General features: G+C 66.9%; 20 protein-coding genes and 1 riboswitch. Of the genes, 11 read left to right on the top strand and 9 right to left on the bottom strand.

Going from position 1 to position 16,593, the window contains the following annotated elements:
• Positions 1-3: 3 nt before the first annotated feature.
• Both E2E30_RS15575 and E2E30_RS15580 read right to left on the bottom strand, forming a co-directional pair.
• Complete coding sequence (locus tag E2E30_RS15575; RefSeq protein ID WP_133191304.1) at positions 4-915, bottom strand: hypothetical protein; 912 nt, start codon at positions 913-915, stop codon at positions 4-6.
• Positions 916-979: 64 nt separating this feature from the next.
• Positions 980-1,249: a GNAT family N-acetyltransferase gene (locus tag E2E30_RS15580; RefSeq protein WP_133191305.1), complete on the bottom strand. Its 270-nt coding sequence runs from the start codon at positions 1,247-1,249 to the stop codon at positions 980-982.
• A 128-nt stretch (positions 1,250-1,377) separates the two neighbouring features.
• On the opposite strand from E2E30_RS15580, the gene E2E30_RS15585 reads away from it, so the two are divergent.
• The 9 genes from E2E30_RS15585 (at position 1,378) to E2E30_RS15620 (ending at position 8,178) form a co-directional block, all read left to right on the top strand.
• On the top strand, positions 1,378-1,626 hold the full coding sequence (locus tag E2E30_RS15585) for an antitoxin MazE-like protein (RefSeq protein ID WP_206365594.1): 249 nt from the start codon (positions 1,378-1,380) through the stop codon (positions 1,624-1,626).
• Between the two features lie 9 nt (positions 1,627-1,635).
• Positions 1,636-1,962 carry a type II toxin-antitoxin system PemK/MazF family toxin gene (locus E2E30_RS15590; protein WP_165954545.1) on the top strand — a complete coding sequence of 109 codons (327 nt, stop codon included), beginning with the start codon at positions 1,636-1,638 and terminating at the stop codon, positions 1,960-1,962.
• Entirely contained in the window at positions 1,963-3,729 is a 1,767-nt protein-coding gene (recQ, locus tag E2E30_RS15595) for a DNA helicase RecQ (RefSeq protein ID WP_133191308.1), read from the top strand.
• 263 nt (positions 3,730-3,992) lie between these two features.
• Entirely contained in the window at positions 3,993-4,427 is a 435-nt protein-coding gene (locus E2E30_RS15600; protein WP_133191309.1) for a TIGR01244 family sulfur transferase, read from the top strand.
• A gap of 10 nt (positions 4,428-4,437) precedes the next feature.
• Positions 4,438-4,839: a hypothetical protein gene (locus tag E2E30_RS15605; protein ID WP_133191310.1), complete on the top strand. Its 402-nt coding sequence runs from the start codon at positions 4,438-4,440 to the stop codon at positions 4,837-4,839.
• A gap of 58 nt (positions 4,840-4,897) precedes the next feature.
• The gene (locus E2E30_RS15610) at positions 4,898-5,791 is read left to right on the top strand and encodes a sterol desaturase family protein (protein WP_133191311.1); all 894 of its coding nucleotides are present in this window, start codon (positions 4,898-4,900) and stop codon (positions 5,789-5,791) included.
• Positions 5,792-5,815: 24 nt separating this feature from the next.
• Positions 5,816-7,402 (top strand): GMC family oxidoreductase, encoded by a 1,587-nt coding sequence (locus E2E30_RS15615; protein ID WP_133191312.1) that lies wholly within the window; start codon positions 5,816-5,818, stop codon positions 7,400-7,402.
• An 18-nt stretch (positions 7,403-7,420) separates the two neighbouring features.
• The gene (locus E2E30_RS20825; protein ID WP_165954420.1) at positions 7,421-7,591 is read left to right on the top strand and encodes a hypothetical protein; all 171 of its coding nucleotides are present in this window, start codon (positions 7,421-7,423) and stop codon (positions 7,589-7,591) included.
• Positions 7,592-7,596: 5 nt separating this feature from the next.
• Positions 7,597-7,676, top strand: a riboswitch (ZMP/ZTP riboswitch).
• A 16-nt stretch (positions 7,677-7,692) separates the two neighbouring features.
• Complete coding sequence (locus E2E30_RS15620; RefSeq protein WP_133191313.1) at positions 7,693-8,178, top strand: protein tyrosine phosphatase family protein; 486 nt, start codon at positions 7,693-7,695, stop codon at positions 8,176-8,178.
• Between the two features lie 95 nt (positions 8,179-8,273).
• Here E2E30_RS15620 and E2E30_RS15625 read toward each other — a convergent pair whose 3' ends face one another.
• The 7 genes from E2E30_RS15625 to E2E30_RS15655 all read right to left on the bottom strand — a co-directional run bounded on the left by E2E30_RS15625 (position 8,274) and on the right by E2E30_RS15655 (position 13,728).
• Positions 8,274-9,692, bottom strand: coding sequence for an ammonium transporter (locus E2E30_RS15625; RefSeq protein ID WP_133191314.1), 1,419 nt, complete (start codon positions 9,690-9,692; stop codon positions 8,274-8,276).
• A 26-nt stretch (positions 9,693-9,718) separates the two neighbouring features.
• Positions 9,719-10,057, bottom strand: coding sequence for a P-II family nitrogen regulator (locus tag E2E30_RS15630; RefSeq protein WP_133191315.1), 339 nt, complete (start codon positions 10,055-10,057; stop codon positions 9,719-9,721).
• Between the two features lie 146 nt (positions 10,058-10,203).
• On the bottom strand, positions 10,204-10,407 hold the full coding sequence (locus E2E30_RS15635; protein ID WP_133191316.1) for a putative signal transducing protein: 204 nt from the start codon (positions 10,405-10,407) through the stop codon (positions 10,204-10,206).
• Entirely contained in the window at positions 10,404-10,982 is a 579-nt protein-coding gene (locus E2E30_RS15640) for a pyridoxamine 5'-phosphate oxidase family protein (RefSeq protein WP_133191317.1), read from the bottom strand. Before E2E30_RS15640 ends, E2E30_RS15635 begins: the two co-directional genes overlap by 4 nt.
• 18 nt (positions 10,983-11,000) lie before the next feature.
• Positions 11,001-11,948, bottom strand: coding sequence for a DUF5996 family protein (locus E2E30_RS15645; protein ID WP_133191318.1), 948 nt, complete (start codon positions 11,946-11,948; stop codon positions 11,001-11,003).
• 97 nt (positions 11,949-12,045) lie between these two features.
• Positions 12,046-13,476: a metalloprotease TldD gene (gene tldD / locus E2E30_RS15650; RefSeq protein ID WP_133191319.1), complete on the bottom strand. Its 1,431-nt coding sequence runs from the start codon at positions 13,474-13,476 to the stop codon at positions 12,046-12,048.
• 18 nt (positions 13,477-13,494) lie between these two features.
• Positions 13,495-13,728, bottom strand: coding sequence for a zinc-finger domain-containing protein (locus E2E30_RS15655; protein ID WP_133191320.1), 234 nt, complete (start codon positions 13,726-13,728; stop codon positions 13,495-13,497).
• A 212-nt stretch (positions 13,729-13,940) separates the two neighbouring features.
• On the opposite strand from E2E30_RS15655, the gene E2E30_RS15660 reads away from it, so the two are divergent.
• A complete protein-coding gene (locus E2E30_RS15660) occupies positions 13,941-14,867 on the top strand; it encodes an ABC transporter ATP-binding protein (protein ID WP_133191321.1) in 927 nt (308 codons plus the stop codon).
• Positions 14,868-14,964: 97 nt separating this feature from the next.
• On the top strand, positions 14,965-16,566 hold the full coding sequence (gene nadB, locus E2E30_RS15665; protein ID WP_133191322.1) for an L-aspartate oxidase: 1,602 nt from the start codon (positions 14,965-14,967) through the stop codon (positions 16,564-16,566).
• The last annotated feature ends 27 nt before the right edge of the window (positions 16,567-16,593 follow it).

Genomic DNA, 16,593 nt, shown 5'->3' on the forward strand with positions numbered 1-16,593 from the left:
GCGTCAGAGGCAGCTCAGCCGGATCCGCTTGGCGGGCTTGTCGAAGGTGATCGACGAGCATTGCTCGAGCGCATCACGGCCGATCGACAGGCGGTCGCGCGACGGATCACGCTTCGCCTTGCCGGTCACGATGATCTCTTCGGGATCGGGGGTCACGTCGGCATCGCGGATGGTCGCCGCATTGCCATAGTCCGATACGCGCACGTGCAGAGCGTTCAGCGCCATCGGCCCGATCACGAATGGAGTGGTGAGCGTCATATGCCGGACCGGCCGCGCGATACCGAAGGCGATCTCGGCCTGGTCGACCGGCCCAGTCAATGCACCCCCCTGTGCCGCAGCGATGCGCTGTGCCGCGCCGGCGCTGGCGAGCGACAGGCGGTGGTGCAGGTCGAAGCGGACCTTCATCGGCACGCCGCCGACGATGATCTCGCCGAATAGCCCGCCCCAATTGCCGATCAGCGCGCCGCCGTCGACGAGCGGGAGGTCGAGCGTCCGCTCGCCTGGGCGCGGCGCATGGAGCTCGAAGCGCACCACCGGTGCAGGCAGGCCACCGGGCCCGATCACGCCATCGGCGCCCGTCGCATAGGGCGTGTCGAACCAGCCGACGCGCCGCCGGATCTCCATTCCGTCGACGATCAGGCGCGTCACCGCGGTCACGCCGTGTACCCCGCTCGGGCCGACCTTGTAATGGAGACCGAACATGCCCGACTTGAGGCCGGCGCGAAGCGCATAGGGTTTCGCCAGGATCGGGAGCGCGGGGGCACCCGGGTCGATGCGCAGCGTGCCCTGCGCTCCGCCGACGCTCGCGGAGACAATGCCATCGTCGCGCACGGTATAGACGGGATCGGGTGCCGCCGCGCCGAGACCGATCGCCAGGATCGAGCAGCCCATAAGCATGCGAAGGTGGATCATCATGGTCGGCTGCCCCGTTCGAGTTCAGCTCGATCTTGCCGCAGATTGGGGCCAAACCACGGCAGCGTCACAATAAATCGCGATATTCCGGATGCTTGTCGATATAGGCGGCGACGAACGGGCATTGCGGGATGACCTTCAACCCGCGGTCGCGCGCGCTGTCGAGCGCGGCGCGGACCAGTTTGGTCGCGGCCCCATGCCCGGCGACCGCTTTGGGCACGAGCGTGTGCGTGAAGACGATCGTATCGCCTTCCATCTGATACGCCGCGACCGCGCGGTGGCGGCCGACGGTCAGCTCGAATTCCTGCTCGGCCTTGTTGTCGCGGACTGTTTCCATTGCGTCCGCTTGCACCGGGAACGCGCCCACACGCAAGAACAAGGGGTAAACATCTTGTGATTTTTGGGGGTCGGCGTTACATGTAACGCTTGGGCGGAAGGAGCGTGGCGATGGGCATGGAGCGACCGATGACCAGCGCCGAGCGCGTCGCCAAACGGCGTGCAGCGTTGCGCGCCCAGGGACTGCGGCCGAAGACTTTCTGGTTGCCGGACACGACGACGCCGGAGTTTCAGGAGGAAGCCCGCAAGACGCGAGAGTGGTTGTGGGCGCATGTCGAGGATGACCGCGAAGCGATGGCGTTCGCTGGCGCGATGACCGACGTCGTGCTCGAACGCCTCGAACGCCTCGAACGCCTCGACCGCGAAACAGAGCGTTAAAGCTCGATCGTGAAGCGGGGTGAAATCTGGAGTGCTGCGACGGGAAGCGGCTATGGCGGCAAGCCTCGCCCGGTCTTGGTCGTGCAGGGTGACGCTTTTGGCGATACGCCGCATCGTCTCGTGGCATTATGCCAGACCGCGAGAGGGGAGGCACGCGACCTTCGCCCGAGGGTCTTGCCCGACGCGCAGAATGGCCTTGAAGCGATTTCAGACGTCGCGGTCGACATTTTGGTGACCGTGGATCACCAGCAGTTTGGCCGAGTGATCGGCCGTTTGTCCGAGACCGACATGCAGCGTGTCGATCAGGCTCTCCTTCTTATTCTTGGTTTCGCGTAAATGATCGATCCCCTCCCCGTCCTCCAATCGACCTTTGGCTTCCCGGCGTTTCGCGGCGTTCAGGGGTCGGTGGTCGAGCGCGTGCTCGCCGGCGCGCGGACGCTTGCGGTAATGCCGACCGGCGCGGGCAAGTCGCTGTGCTATCAATTGCCCGCGGTGGTGCTCGAGGGGACGTGTGTCGTCGTCTCGCCGCTGATCGCGCTGATGCACGACCAACTGCGCGCCGCGACCGCGATCGGGATCCGCGCAGCGACGCTGACCTCGGTCGATACCGACCAAGCCGAGACGATCGCGCGCTTCCGCCGCGGCGAGCTCGACCTGCTCTATGTCGCGCCCGAGCGTGCCTCGGGCGGCGCATTCCGCGAGTTGCTCGCGCGTGCGCCGTTGGCGCTGTTCGCGATCGACGAGGCGCATTGCGTGTCCGAATGGGGGCATGATTTCCGGCCCGATTACCGCCTGCTGCGGCCGCTGCTCGACGCATTCCCGGATGTACCGCGGCTCGCGCTGACCGCGACCGCCGATGCCGTGACGCGCGCGGACATTCTCGAGCAGCTCGGCATCCCGCACGACGGGATGATCGTTGCCGGGTTCGACCGGCCCAACATCCAGTATCGCATCTCGCCGAAGGACAATGCGACGCGCCAGATCGCCGACCTGATCGCCGAGACCCCCGGCGCAGGCATCGTCTATCTGCAGAGCCGCGCCGGCACCGAAAAGATGGCCGAGGCGCTGAGCAAGACCGGACGACCGACGCGCGCGTATCATGCCGGGCTCGATCCGCATGTCCGCGCGAAGAACCAGGCCGATTTCGTCGCCTCGGAAGACATGGTGATGTGCGCGACGGTCGCGTTCGGAATGGGGATCGACAAGCCCGACGTGCGCTTCGTCGCCCACGCCGGGCTGCCCAAATCGATCGAGAGCTATTATCAGGAGACCGGCCGCGCGGGGCGCGACGGCGATCCTGCGGTCGCGCATCTATTCTGGGGCGCCGAGGATTTCGCGCGCGCGCGGCAGCGGATCGGCGAGGTCGAGGCGGCGCGCCAGCCGGGCGAGCGCCAGCGGCTCGCCGCCCTCGGCGCGCTGGCCGAGACCGCCGGATGCCGGCGGCGCATCCTGCTCAAGCATTTCGGCGACGACAGTCCCGAGAATTGCGGCAATTGCGACAATTGTCTCAACCCGCCCGCCGCGGTCGATGCGACGGAGGTGGCGAGGAAATTCCTCTCCGCGGTCTTTCGCACGGGGCAGAGCTTTGGCGCGGGCTATATCGAGCAAGTCCTGATGGGCCAGTCGAGCGAGCGCAGCCTGATGAACGGGCACGAGACGCTCGGCGTATTCGGGATCGCCTCTAGCCCTGAGGAAGCCGCGCTGATCAAGCCGGTCGGGCGGGCGCTGCTGCTGCGCGACGCGCTGCGCGCGAACGATTTCGGCGGGTTGGAGTTTGGCCCCGGCGCCCGCGGCATCTTGAAAGAGGGCGAACACGTCGCGCTGATCGTCCCGCCCAAGCGCGAGCGGCGGCGGCGCGGGAGCGCTGGCAGCGTGCCCAACCCGACCGGCGAACCGCTGTTCGAGGCGTTGCGCACCAAGCGCCGCGAACTCGCACTCGAGGCGAGCGTGCCGCCTTACGTCATCTTCCACGATTCGGTGCTGCGCGAGATGGCGACGACGCGGCCTTCGTCGCTCTCGGCGATGGGGCACATCACCGGCGTCGGCGCGCGCAAGCTCGAGGCCTATGGCGAGGCGTTTCTCGGGGTCCTGCGACGGTTCTGAGCGCTCGAGTTTCACGCGAAGGCGCGAAGCGATAGGCGGCGGGATCATCACTCCCCTTCTTCGTGTCTTCGCGGCTTTGCGTGAAAATTTGTTCGCGGAGGGGCGCTGAGGCGCAGGGAAAAGACTACGGTTTCCCGGTCGCGCGCGGGCCGTTTGATGTAACAGCGCGTTCGCCCGCCGTTTTTCCCTCCGCGCCTCCGCGTCTCTGCGCGAACCGAATCTGCCGCTTCCGCCGCGCTGCCGTGCGAGCTAGAAGTAAGCCCATGACCATCCTCCGCACCATCGATCCGACCGTCGCGGTCGCTCCGCAAATCTCGCCCGACGCGATGGCCGACCTTGCCGCCGCGGGCTTCACCGCAATCGTCAACAACCGCCCCGATGGCGAGGATATGGGCCAGCCGAGCGGTGCCGAGATCGCCGCCGCCGCCGAGGCCGCTGGCCTCACCTACACCGCGATCCCGGTGACGCATGCCGGCTTCTCGCACCCGCAGATCGACGCGATGGCGGCGGTGCTGGCCGAGGCCAAGGGGCCGGTGCTGGCATACTGCCGCTCGGGAACGCGCTCGTGCAACCTCTGGGCGCTCGCGGTCGTCAAGGGCGGCATGCATCCCGATACGGCGATGACGAAAGCCGCCGCCGCCGGATACGATCTCACCGGACTTCGCCCGCTGCTCGACGCGCTTTCCACGCCGGCGTGACAGCGAGGCGATGGACTGGACGCAACTTGGATTAAGCGTCGCCGGCGTGCTCGGCCTGGCGCTGGTCGCGCGCTGGATGCGACTCGGCGAGGCGCGCATTTCGAGCAAGGCGCAAGCACGCGAGACTGCCGAGCAGATGCTCGCCGGCTTCGTCGCGCATGGGGCGGTGATCGGGACCGACGGGAATGCCGCGCTGGTCGCTGGAAACGGGGCGCTTGCGCTGCTGAAACGCCACGGTGCAAAGGTCGCCGCCCGGCGGCTGATCGCACCATTGCGGCTCACCCAGGCGATCGAGGGTGTGCGCGTCGAGACGGGCGAACGCCAGTTCGGCGCGGTGCTGCTGTTCGGCGTGCTCGAAGCCGATGTCCGCGCGATCGAGGACAGCGTCACGCGTGGCACGGCGTACCACTGATCGCCCGCGCGATATTGGCTCTTTACGGATCCCACTGACACTGGTGTAAACAGTGCGTATGGACCTGCCCGATCCCGTCCACTACGCCGTCCCCGGCTTCATCGCGCTCGTCCTTGCCGAGATGTTCGTCGCGCGGATCAAGGATCGCACGCGTTACGAGCCCAAGGACACGCTCGTGTCGCTTGCGCTCGGCCTCGGCAGCACCGTCGCCGGCGCGCTGTCGGTCGGACTGGTCTTCGCGCTGTCGCTCTGGGTGTGGCAATTCCGGCTCTTCGACATCGGCTATGCCTGGTATTGGTTCGTGCTCGCCTTCGTGCTCGACGATCTGTTTTATTACGTCTTCCACCGCTCGGCCCACCGCGTCCGCTGGTTCTGGGCGAGCCATGTCATCCACCATTCGAGCCAGCATTATGATCTGTCGACCGCGCTGCGGCAGACCTGGACGGGCTTCGTCTCGCTGGGCTTCGTCTTCCGCCTGCCGCTGCTGCTGATAGGCTTCCCGCCGGCGATGCTGGTGTTCGTCGCGGGGCTCAACCTGATCTACCAATTCTGGATCCACACCGAGATGATCGACCGGATGCCGCGCTGGTTCGAGGCGGTGATGAACACGCCGTCGCACCACCGCGTCCATCACGCGACCAATCCGCGCTATCTCGACACCAATTATGCCGGCGTCTTCGTCGTCTGGGACCGCCTGTTCGGCACCTTCGAGCCTGAGCGCGCCGACGATCGACCGCGCTATGGGATCGTCAAGAACTTGGGCTCGTTCAATCTGTTATGGGCCGCGACGCACGAATGGATCGGGATCGCGCAAGACGTCTGGCGGGCGCCGGGGCTTCGTGCCAAGCTCGGCTATCTGGTGATGCCGCCCGGGTGGAGCCACGACGGTAGCCGCGACACGTCCGAGACGATCAAGGCGCAGTGGCGATCGAGCGATACAAAGGCGCGCTAAAGCGCCGCGAGCAGGAGAGAGCGCGTGGAAGAAGCCGATATCGTGGTCATCGGGGGCGGTTCGGGCGGCGCGGCGGCGGCCGGGCGCTTGAGCGATGGCGGGAAATTCTCGGTCGCCTTGCTCGAGGCGGGGGGCCGCAACACTGGGCTCCGCACCCGCATTCCGGCGTTCCTCGCGTTCCAGACCGACAAGACCAACTGGAATTACGAGACCGTCCCGCAGGCCGGGCTCGGCGGCCGGCGCGGGCACCAGCCGCGCGGCAAGGGGCTCGGCGGGTCGAGCGCGATCAATGCGATGATCTATATCCGCGGCAACAAATGGGATTACGACAATTGGGCGGCGCTCGGCTGCCCCGGCTGGTCGTATGACGACGTGCTGCCGTGGTTCAAGCGCAGCGAGCATAATGTCCGCGGCGGCGACGCTTATCACGGCGGCGACGGACCGCTGTGGGTGAGCGAGCAGCACCACGCCAATCCCGGCAGCCGCGATTTCGTCGAGGCCGGCGCGTCGCTGCAGATCCCGCGCAACGACGATTTCAACGGCGCGCGGCAGGAGGGGATCGGGCTCTATCAGGTGACGCAGAAGGGCGGCGAGCGCTGGACTTCGGCGCGCGCGTATCTCGGCGACGCGCCGACCAATCCGGCGTTGCACGTGCTCACCGGCGTCACCGTCGAGCGCGTGCTGTTCGAGGACGGGCGCGCGTGGGGCGTCGCCTATCTGCAGGGCGGTGAATCGAAGGTGATCCGCGCACGCAAGGCCGTCGTGCTCGCGGCCGGGGTGTTCGGCACGCCGCAGATCCTGATGCTATCGGGGATCGGGCCGGGGGCGCATCTGCGCGAGCAGGGCATATCGGTGCGGGTCGATCGCGCGGCGGTCGGCGCCAATCTGCAGGACCATATCGATTATGTCGCGGCGTTCGAGACGCCGGGCAAGAGCTTCGTCGGCAATTCGCTCAAGGGCAAGCTCGATATGGCGGGCGCGCTGTTCCAGTGGCTGCGCAAGCGCGAGGGGATGATGACGACGCCGTTCGCCGAGGCGGGCGCCTTCCTCACCACCGATCCGCACGCCCCCGCGCCTGACGTCCAGCTCCACTTCGTCGTCGCCGCGCTCGAGGACCACGGCCGCACGCAAGTGCCGGGGCATGGCTATTCGTGCCACGTCTGCGTGCTGCGGCCCGAAAGCCACGGCACGGTGCGGCTCGCCTCGAGCGATGCGCGCGTGGCTCCGCTGATCGACCCGGCGTTCTTCAGCGATCCGCGCGACATGGCGACGATGATGCGCGGCGTCCGCGCGATGTACCGCATCCTCGAGGCGCCACCGCTCAGCGACCATAAGGGCCGCGATCGCTATCCGATCGACCTGCGCGACGACGACGCGCTCGAGCGGCTGATCCGCGCGCGCGCCGATACGGTCTATCATCCGGTCGGGACCGCGCGGATGGGATCGGACGAGGATGCGGTGTGCGACCCGCGGCTGCGCGTCCGCGGGGTCGAGGGCCTCTATGTCGCCGATGCCTCGGTCATGCCCAAGCTCGTCTCGGGCAACACCAATGCGCCGTCGATCATGATCGGGGAACGTTGTGCCGATTTCGTGACCGCGGACCTCGCCTGATCGGCTAGATGCCGCGGCATGGACCGCAAGGATTGGAATCGGGTCGCGCTGACGGCGGCGGTGGTGTTGGTGCCGGGCGGCTTCCTGCTCGGCGCCGCGCTCGCCGCGCGACGGCTGCGTGCGAAGCCGCGCGACACGGACGCCGTCACGACCGACGAGCCGGTTGAGGGCAAGGGCCCGCGCGACTAGGATCGCCGCGTTCGCGTGACTGGCGAAGCAGGCGGGACACCACCGTGGAGCGCGGACCCGGCCGCCGCTCGCCTGGGCACCCTCGCTTGAAAGGAGCCCGCATGGGCGACCCAATCGATATTCCAAACTGGTATCGCCTCGATGATCAGCTGACGACATCGGGCCAGCCGAGCGGCGAACAGCTCGCCGCGATCGCAGCGCTGGGCGTGCGCGATGTCATCAATCTCGCCTTGCACGATCATCCGCGCGCACTGCCCGACGAAGCGGCCACGGTCGCCGCGCTGGGGATGCGCTACATCCATATCCCGGTCGTGTTCGATGCACCGACCACGGCCGATTTTGAGCGCTTCTGCGCGGCGATGGCCGATCGCGGCACGCGGCCGGTGCACGTCCACTGTATCGTCAACGCGCGCGTTTCGGCCTTCCTCTATCGCTATCGGCGCGAGGTGCTCGGCTGGGACGAAGCGCAGGCGCGCCCCGCGCTCGACGCGATCTGGCGCCCGGGCGGCGTGTGGGCGCGCTTCATCGGCGACACCGCACGGGCAGAGCTTCCGCACCAAATGATGGCGACCCCGCCGCAGACATAAAAAAGGGCCGGTGCGTTGCCGCACCGGCCTTAGGTCGTCCGCAGGAGGAACATCGTGAGGGGGGCGGATCGTTCGGGGCCCGCCCCCCAATCTGGTCAATAATTGTAGGCGCGCTCGCCATGTTCGGAGATGTCGAGGCCTTCGTGCTCGACTTCTTGCGAAGGGCGGATGCCGACGGTGTATTTGAGGATCAGGAACAGCACGGCCGAAACGCCGCCCGACCAGACCAGCGTGATCGCGACCGCTTCGGCCTGCGTCCACAGCTGGGTCGCCATGTCGTACACGCCGGGCTTGGCGACCGCGGCGGTGTAATCGACCCAGCCCTGGCCGCCGAGCTTGGGATCGGCGACCACGCCGGTCGCCAGCGCGCCGAAGATGCCGCCGACGCAATGCACGCCGAACACGTCGAGCGAGTCGTCATACTTGCCCCAGCTCTTCACCGTGGTGACGAAGAAGAAGCACAGCGGCGAGACGAGCAGGCCGAGGATGATCGAGGTCATCGGCGAAGCGAAGCCCGACGCCGGGGTGATCGCGACGAGGCCGGCAACTGCGCCCGTCACCGCGCCGAGCAGCGAGGGCTTGCCGTGCTTGATCTGGTCGATCACCGCCCACGACACGCCGGCTGCTGCCGTGGCGACGAAGGTGTTGATGAAGGCGAGCGCCGTGAGGCCGTTCGATTCGAGGTTGGAACCGGCGTTGAAGCCGAACCAGCCGACCCACAGCAGGCTGGCGCCGATCATCGTCATGGTCAGCGAGTGCGGCGGCATCGGCTCCTTGTTGAAGCCCGCGCGCTTGCCGATCACGAGACAGCCGACGAGCCCGGCGATCCCGGCATTGATGTGCACCACGGTGCCACCAGCGAAGTCGAGCGCGCCCTTGCCGTAGAGGAAGCCGAAGTCGGTCGGCGCGTTGGGGAGGAAATCCGGGCCCGCCCAATACCACACCATGTGTGCGATCGGGAAATAGACGATCGTCATCCACGCCACCATGAACACCATCAGCGGGGTGAACTTCACGCGCTCGGCGAACGCGCCGACGATCAGCGCGGGCGTGATGCACGCAAACGTCATCTGGAAGCAGACATAGGCATATTCGGGGATGTAGACCCCGTTCGAGAAGGTCGCTGCGAGCGAATTGGCGTCGACCCCCTTGAGGAACAGCTTGCCGAAGCCGCCGACGAACTGCGAGCCGCCGGTGAAGGCCATCGAATAGCCCCAGCTGACCCACACCAAAGCCGCGATGCAGACGATCATGAAGACCTGCATCAGCACCGACAGCATGTTCTTGGTGCGGACCAGGCCGCCGTAGAACAGCGCGAGGCCGGGCACCGACATCATCAGCACGAGCACGGAGGAGGTCAGCATCCAGGCGGTGTCGCCCTTGTTGACCATCGCCGCAGTCGGCACGAACGGCTTGGCGGCGGCCGCCACGGGCGCCTGCGCCCAGGCCGGAAGCGCGGCGATCGCCGCGACAGCTGCCAGACCCGCAAAACCCAATTTGGTCGATTGCTTCATCGATACCCCCTTAAAGTCGGACCCGCTCACAGCGCGATCTCGTCGGTTTCGCCGGTGCGGATGCGGACGGCCTGCCCGACATCGAGCACGAAGATCTTGCCGTCGCCGATCGCGCCGGTGTTGGCCGATGCCTGGATCGCCTCGACGACCTTGCCAGCGAGGTCGGAGCCGCAGACGACCTCGATCTTGATCTTGGGGACCATGTTGGTGCTGTATTCGGCGCCGCGATAGATTTCGGTCTGGCCTTTCTGGCGCCCGAAACCCTTGACCTCGGTGACGGTCATTCCGGCGACGCCGATTTCGGTCAGCGCCTCGCGCACCTCGTCGAGCTTGAAAGGTTTGATGATGGCAATGACGAGCTTCACGCAAGAACCCCCCTGGTTATTGGTCCTGGGGGATGTCTCGCAAAAGCCGTGCCAGACGCGAAACGACCGTCTGCCGCGGTACCGCCGCGCCAGGAGCGATTACCGCATCGTAAATTTTTGTGCAGTTGCGAACCGCTGCCTAAGAATCAGGCAGATTTGGCGAGGATAGCCCGCGCCGCGTCGACATCGTCGTCATCCACCATCACGCGGACCGGAATGAAGAACTGGCTGCCATCGGCAATGCTCGCATTGCCGTCGAGCGCGAGCGCCATGATGCCTTCGGACTCGAGCCGTCCGACGACGATATAGGCTTCGTTGCGCGCGAACCGACCGACCTCGACGAGACTCATCGCCCGTTGGTCATTTCGAGCGGATCGAAGGCGGGCAGGATCGTCTGGACGCGCACCGGCAAGCCATCGATGCTGTGCGTGCGCTTGGCGATCACGGCGAGGCGGGCGTCGGGGTCCTGCTGTGCATGGAATTTGACGAGCGTGTCGCGTGGACGATCGAGCGTCATGCGCGGGACGCCCCAGCCGCAGCTGGTCTGGACGCTGTCGACTCGTATATCGAACACCTGCCGCGCGCCTGCGAGCGCGGGGAATTGACCTGCCAGATCGTCATAGCCCGGCTCGCCCGCGATGGTGAAGCTGCCCGTTCCATAGAGCCGCAGGATCAGCGCGGGATTATCGAACGCGCAGAACATGATCGTGATGCGGCCGTCGGCGACGAGATGCGCCTGAGTCTCGTTGCCCGATCCGCCGAGATCGAGATAGGCGACGCGATTGGGACCGAGCACGCGGAAGCTGTCCATGCCCTTGGGGCTGAGGTTGACCCGCGCCCCCGCAGCGGCGGTGGCGACAAAGAAGACGGGCTGCTTCGCGATGAAGGCGCGGTGCGCAGCGTCAATGGCCGAGAACATTTCCATACCGTGCGTATAGCCCTTTCAGACGATGCGGGGAATCCGTGGGCGGCCGAGTGCGCATTCGAGCGCGTCGCGATCCCAGTCGGCGAGATCGGCGGCGGCGGCGTAGGTCGACTGGCAGAAGGCCAGCAAGGTTTCGCTCGGGTCGGCGGCACCACGCACGACATCATAATCGAGCAGGAACTCGCCGAGATCGGCGTTCCAGCTGGCTTGGGCGGGTTCGACAGGCGCCTGCGCATACCCGGCGGGCGAGGGATAGGCATAGGCGTAGAACGCTGCATGTGGATAGGCGTCGCTGCCCGGCCAGAAGCCGACGCTGGCTTCCTCATGGCTATAGGCTTCGCACGTAACCGCATCGGGCAGACCGGGAAAGCCGCCGGGATGGCGTGGTGCGGCACGGCCCGAGAAGCGCGTCGCGGCGAGATCGAAGCTGCCCCAGAAGAAATGGACGGGCGACGCCTTGCCGAGAAAGCCGGTGCGGAATTCGCCGAACACGCGGGCGATCTGGATCAGCGCGCGCCAGAAGGCGCGGACGGCGTCGGCATCGTAGGGGCGTTCGGCGGTGTCCTCGGCGAAGGGCGGGACGTCGGCCATTTCGCTGGGGACGCCGTCGAACTGTGCGGGAACGTCGAGCTCGGTGAGGCAGGTGGTCACGGTCTGGTGGAAATGCGCGATGCTGCCCGGCCCGAGCCCGATCCCGCGGCTGCGTCCGTCGCTCGTCATGAAGACGAGCCGGTCGTGGAGCAGGTCGAATTCGATCTCGAGGATCCGATCGCCGAGCGGGATCGCCGAGGTCGTCAGTCCGCGCGCCGAGACATAGAGCGGGACGTGCCAGCTATGGTTGAGCCACGGGGTGAGCGCGAGTCGCACCTTGCCAATGATTTGCGTGCGGAGTTGCAACCCAATTGCGGTCTCGCGCCAGGCGGTCCAGTCGAGTTCGGGCCAGGGGGAGATCGTTGCTTCGGTCATCCTGCTCTCCGTCGCCCCGGCGGAGGCCGGGGCCGCTGCGATATCGAACGATCCGCCCGCCAATGGAGCGGCCCCGGCCTGCGCCGGGGCGACGCCCCTACATCGCCGTCCCACCGACCGTCAGCCCTGCCACCAGCAAGGTCGGCTGCCCGACGCCGGCCGGAACGCTCTGCCCGCCTTTGCCGCAGATGCCGACGCCCTCGTCGAGCGCGAAGTCGTTGCCGATGCCCTCGACGCGGGTGAGGCAGGAGGGGCCGTCGCCGATCAGCGTCGCGCCCTTGATCGGCGCGCCGACGCGGCCGTTCTCGATCTTGTATGCCTCGGTGCAGCTGAACACGAACTTGCCCGAGACGATGTCGACCTGCCCGCCGCCGAAGGACTTGGCGAAGATGCCGTTCTTCACGCGGCTGAGCAGCTCGGCGGGGTCATCCTTGCCGCCGCGCATGAAGGTGTTGGTCATCCGCGGCATCGGCGCGTGCGCGAACGACTCGCGGCGGCCGTTGCCGGTCGGCGCGACGCCCATCAACCGGGCGTTGAGCCGGTCCTGGATATAGCCCTTGAGAATGCCGTCCTCGATCAGCACGTTTTCCTGCGTCGGGGTGCCCTCGTCGTCGATCGACAGCGAGCCGCGCTTGTCGGCGATCGAGCCGTCGTCGACCACGGTGACGCCGGGCGCCGCGACGCGCTCGCCGATCCGGCCCGAGAAGGCGCTGGTGCCCGTGCGGTTGAAATCGCCCTCGAGCCCGTGGCCGATCGCTTCGTGGAGCAGGATGCCGGGCCAGCCCGGCCCGAGCAGCACGGTCATCTCGCCGGCGGGGGCGGCGACCGAGTCGAGATTGACGACGGCTTGCGCCAGCGCCTCGTCGATCGCGCGGTTCCAGGTTTCGGGGGCCATCAGCTCGTCATAGAGATAGCGGCCGCCAAGCCCGAAGGTCCCCGTCTCGCGCCGGCCGTTCTGTTCGACGACGATCGAGACGTTGAGACGGACGAGCGGGCGTACGTCGGTGGCGATGAAACCGTCGGCGCGGACGATCTCGACGACGTTCCAGCTGCCCGACAGCGAGACCGAAACCTGCGCGACGCGCGGGTCGCGCGCACGAGCGGCGGCGTCGATCGTCTGGCACAAATTCACCTTGTCGGCGAAGGGAACGAGATCGAGCGGGTCGGATGCCGTATAGAGGTGGCGGTTGGTCGCGCGCGGCGGGCCGGCCTTGGGCGCGCTCGACGGATCGATCAGCGCCATCGTCTCGCTCGCGCGCTTGATGGCGGCGGCGCTGAGCTCGTTGGCGTGCGCAAACGCGGTCATCTCACCCGATACGGCGCGCAGGCCGAAGCCCGAATGCGTGTCGTAGCTCGCGGTCTTCAGCCGACCATCGTCGAAGCCGAACGCCTCGGACTTGCGATATTGCAGATACAGCTCGCCATCGTCGGCCTTGCCGAGCGCGGCGGCGGTGAGCGCCTGCGCTTCGTCGGGCGAGAGCTGGCCGTCATGATACAGGAACGCGCGGGGGTCTGTCGGACTGGTCATCCGACGAATATAGGCAGGTTAGCGCCCTGCGCCATCCCCGTGATCGTGCAAAGTCGACGGATCGACGCCGTCGGCGGGCCCGCCGATCAGCACAAAGCGGCGGTCGCAATAGCCGCAATCGACATAGCCGCTCTCGTCGATCTCGAGGAAGACGCGCGGATGGCCGAGGCTTGCGCCGCCGGGAATGTCGGTCGCGCCGTCACAGATGTTGCGGGCATGCGTTACGCGCAGGATTTCGGGCGGTGCGATCATGGGCGTGCGTGTAGCAAGGTCGGTGCTTCGCTTCAACGCCCCTTCTCCCCGGGGGGGGGCTTGTGGGGGGCACATCGTTCTTGCTCCCCGCCCGCTTGGGGGAGGGCCTTGCCGCGGACGCCGCGTAGGGGTTCCAGGTCGGTCCCTCCCCTAACCCCTCCCGCAAGCGGGAGGGGGATGACCGGCCCGCAATCGCGCGCTATGCGCAAGGCATGACCGAGGCCGCCATCTCCATCGCGAACCTGTGCAAGACCTACAAAGGCGGCAAGCGCGCGCTCGACCATGTGTCGTTCGATGTGCCACGCGGCCAGATCTTCGGGCTGCTCGGCCCGAACGGCGCAGGCAAGTCGACGCTGATCAACATCCTAGCCGGCCTCGTCAACAAGACCAGCGGCACCGCCACGATCTGGGGCTTCGACACCGACCAGCATCCGCGCAACGCCAAGGCGTCGATCGGGATCGTCAACCAGGAGATCCTGTTCGACCCGTTCTTCACGCCGATCGAGACGCTCGAGATTCAGGCCGGGCTCTACGGCGTCCCCAAGGCGAAGCGCCGTTCGATGGAATTGCTGCGCGCGGTGCATCTCGAGGACAAGGCCAACGCCTATGCCCGCACGCTGTCGGGCGGGATGAAGCGCCGCCTGATGGTCGCCAAAGCCATGGTCCACACGCCGCCCGTGCTGGTGCTCGACGAACCGACCGCAGGCGTCGACATCGAACTGCGCCAGCAGCTCTGGGCCTATGTCCGCCAGCTCAACGAGCAGGGCGTGACGGTGGTGCTGACGACGCATTATCTCGAGGAAGCCGAGCAGCTCTGCGACCGGATCGCGATCATCAACCACGGCAAGGTGATCGCCAACAAGCCGACGCGCGAGCTCGTCGGCATGGCGACCGAGAAGCTCGTCGAGGTAACGGTCGACCGTGACGTCGCGGTGCCGCCGAGCGCGGTCTGCTTCCAGAAGATCGAATTGAAGGGGACGCGGACGCTCGCGATTACCTACGCCAAGGACAAGGTGAATGCCGGCGAAGTGCTCGCCGCAGTGCAGGCCGATGGCTACGGGATTGTGGACGTATCGACGCGCGAGGCCGATCTCGAGGATGTGTTCCTCAACCTGACCCGGGCGTCGAACGCGGCGTGATCGTCGCCCCGGCGGAGGCCGGGGCCGCTGGCGTTTGCGCAAGACGCCAGCGACGCGCATCTAACAGAGCCGCCCCCGCCTCCGCCGGGGCGACGGTATGAGAGAGACGCGCGTGCCCGAAACCAAGACCTCCGACGTCCTCATCATCGGCTCCGGCGCCGCCGGCCTCACCGCCGCGCTCAACCTCGCCGATCGCTTCAAGGTCACCGTGCTCGCCAAGGGCGCGATGAACGAGGGGTCGACCGCCTGGGCGCAGGGCGGGATCGCCGCGGTGCTCGAGGAAGGCGATACCTTCGAAAGCCATATCGAGGACACGATGATCGCCGGCGCGGGGCTCAACGACCGCGCGACGGTCGAGTTCGTCGTGACGCAGGCGCCCGCGGCAATCGCGCGGCTCGAGGAACTCGGCGTGCCGTTCGCGACCGAGGGCAATGCGCTCCACCTCACCCGCGAGGGCGGGCATAGCCACCGCCGCATCGTCCACGTCGCCGATGCGACTGGCTGGGCGGTGCAGGAAGCGCTGCAGCGCGCCGCGACCGACCATCCCAACATCACGCTCGTCCCCGACATGGTCGCGATCGACCTCGCCACGGGTAAGCATGAGGAGCGCTATTCGGGCGCGGGCCATGTCTGGGGCGTCTACGCCGTCAACCGCGCGACCGGGCGGGTAGAGGTCTACACCGCGCGCGCGACGATCCTCGCGACCGGCGGCGCGGGCCGCACCTATCTCTTCTCGACCGCGCCACGCGGCGCGACCGGCGACGGGATCGCGATGGCGTGGCGCGCGGGCTGCCGCGTCTCGAACATGGAGATGATGCAGTTCCATCCGACCTGCCTCTACAATCTCGAGGTCAAGAATTTCCTGATCACCGAAGCGGTGCGCGGCGAAGGCGGGCATCTGCTGATCCCCGAAACGGGCTATCGCTTCATGCCCGATTTCGACCCGCGCTTGGAACTCGCGCCGCGCGATGTCGTCGCGCGTGCGATCGATCATGAGATCAAGCGCCTCGGGCTCGACTATGTCCATCTCGACATCAGCCACAAGGGCGAAGCGTTCATCCGCGAGCATTTCCCCAACATCTACGAAAAGCTGCTCGGCCTCGGCATCGACATGACCAAGGATCCGATCCCGGTGGTGCCCGCGCAGCATTACACCTGCGGCGGCGTGGTGGTCGATCTCGACGGGCGGACCGATCTGCCCGGGCTCTATGCCGCGGGCGAGTGCAGCGAGAGCGGACTTCACGGCGCCAACCGCCTCGCCTCCAACTCGCTGCTCGAATGCTTCGTCTTCGGCGAGGCGTGCGCCAACCATATCGCCGAGCATTGGGACGAACTCCCCGCCCCGCCGCCGATCCGCGCGTGGGACGAGAGCCGCGTCGAGGATTCGGACGAAGAGGTCGTCATCAAGCAGAACTGGACCGAGATCCGGCGCTTCATGTGGAATTATGTCGGGATCGTGCGCACGACCAAGCGGCTCGAGCGCGCGCAGCATCGCATCCGCATGCTGACCGATGAAGTGAACGACTATTACGGCCATTTCCGCGTGACGCCCGATCTGATCGAGCTGCGCAATCTGCTCCAGACCGCCGAACTGATTGTTCGTTCAGCCTTGCACCGCCATGAATCGCGGGGCCTGCACTACACGCTCGACTATCCCGACTTGCTGCCCGAGGCGGTCGACACCATCTTGGTTCCGTAAATCCACGGAATAGACAGGTCCCACTGC

The sequence above is a fragment of the Sphingomonas sp. AAP5 genome (assembly GCF_004354345.1).
Classification (GTDB): Bacteria; Pseudomonadota; Alphaproteobacteria; order Sphingomonadales; family Sphingomonadaceae; genus Sphingomonas; species Sphingomonas glacialis.

Bases quoted from the DNA above. Each gene is read 5' to 3' on its own strand.
- tldD (WP_133191319.1), bottom strand. From the start codon at position 13,476: ATGACCAGTCCGACAGACCCCCGCGCGTTCCTGTATCATGACGGCCAG.
- E2E30_RS20825 (WP_165954420.1), top strand. From the start codon at position 7,421: ATGGACCGCAAGGATTGGAATCGGGTCGCGCTGACGGCGGCGGTGGTG.
- E2E30_RS15640 (WP_133191317.1), bottom strand. From the start codon at position 10,982: ATGGAAATGTTCTCGGCCATTGACGCTGCGCACCGCGCCTTCATCGCG.
- E2E30_RS15600 (WP_133191309.1), top strand. From the start codon at position 3,993: ATGACCATCCTCCGCACCATCGATCCGACCGTCGCGGTCGCTCCGCAA.
- E2E30_RS15580 (WP_133191305.1), bottom strand. From the start codon at position 1,249: ATGGAAACAGTCCGCGACAACAAGGCCGAGCAGGAATTCGAGCTGACC.
- E2E30_RS15620 (WP_133191313.1), top strand. From the start codon at position 7,693: ATGGGCGACCCAATCGATATTCCAAACTGGTATCGCCTCGATGATCAG.
- nadB (WP_133191322.1), top strand. From the start codon at position 14,965: ATGAGAGAGACGCGCGTGCCCGAAACCAAGACCTCCGACGTCCTCATC.
- E2E30_RS15645 (WP_133191318.1), bottom strand. From the start codon at position 11,948: ATGACCGAAGCAACGATCTCCCCCTGGCCCGAACTCGACTGGACCGCC.
- E2E30_RS15575 (WP_133191304.1), bottom strand. From the start codon at position 915: ATGATGATCCACCTTCGCATGCTTATGGGCTGCTCGATCCTGGCGATC.
- E2E30_RS15635 (WP_133191316.1), bottom strand. From the start codon at position 10,407: ATGAGTCTCGTCGAGGTCGGTCGGTTCGCGCGCAACGAAGCCTATATC.
- recQ (WP_133191308.1), top strand. From the start codon at position 1,963: ATGATCGATCCCCTCCCCGTCCTCCAATCGACCTTTGGCTTCCCGGCG.
- E2E30_RS15660 (WP_133191321.1), top strand. From the start codon at position 13,941: ATGACCGAGGCCGCCATCTCCATCGCGAACCTGTGCAAGACCTACAAA.
- E2E30_RS15655 (WP_133191320.1), bottom strand. From the start codon at position 13,728: ATGATCGCACCGCCCGAAATCCTGCGCGTAACGCATGCCCGCAACATC.
- E2E30_RS15585 (WP_206365594.1), top strand. From the start codon at position 1,378: ATGACCAGCGCCGAGCGCGTCGCCAAACGGCGTGCAGCGTTGCGCGCC.
- E2E30_RS15605 (WP_133191310.1), top strand. From the start codon at position 4,438: ATGGACTGGACGCAACTTGGATTAAGCGTCGCCGGCGTGCTCGGCCTG.
- E2E30_RS15610 (WP_133191311.1), top strand. From the start codon at position 4,898: ATGGACCTGCCCGATCCCGTCCACTACGCCGTCCCCGGCTTCATCGCG.
- E2E30_RS15625 (WP_133191314.1), bottom strand. From the start codon at position 9,692: ATGAAGCAATCGACCAAATTGGGTTTTGCGGGTCTGGCAGCTGTCGCG.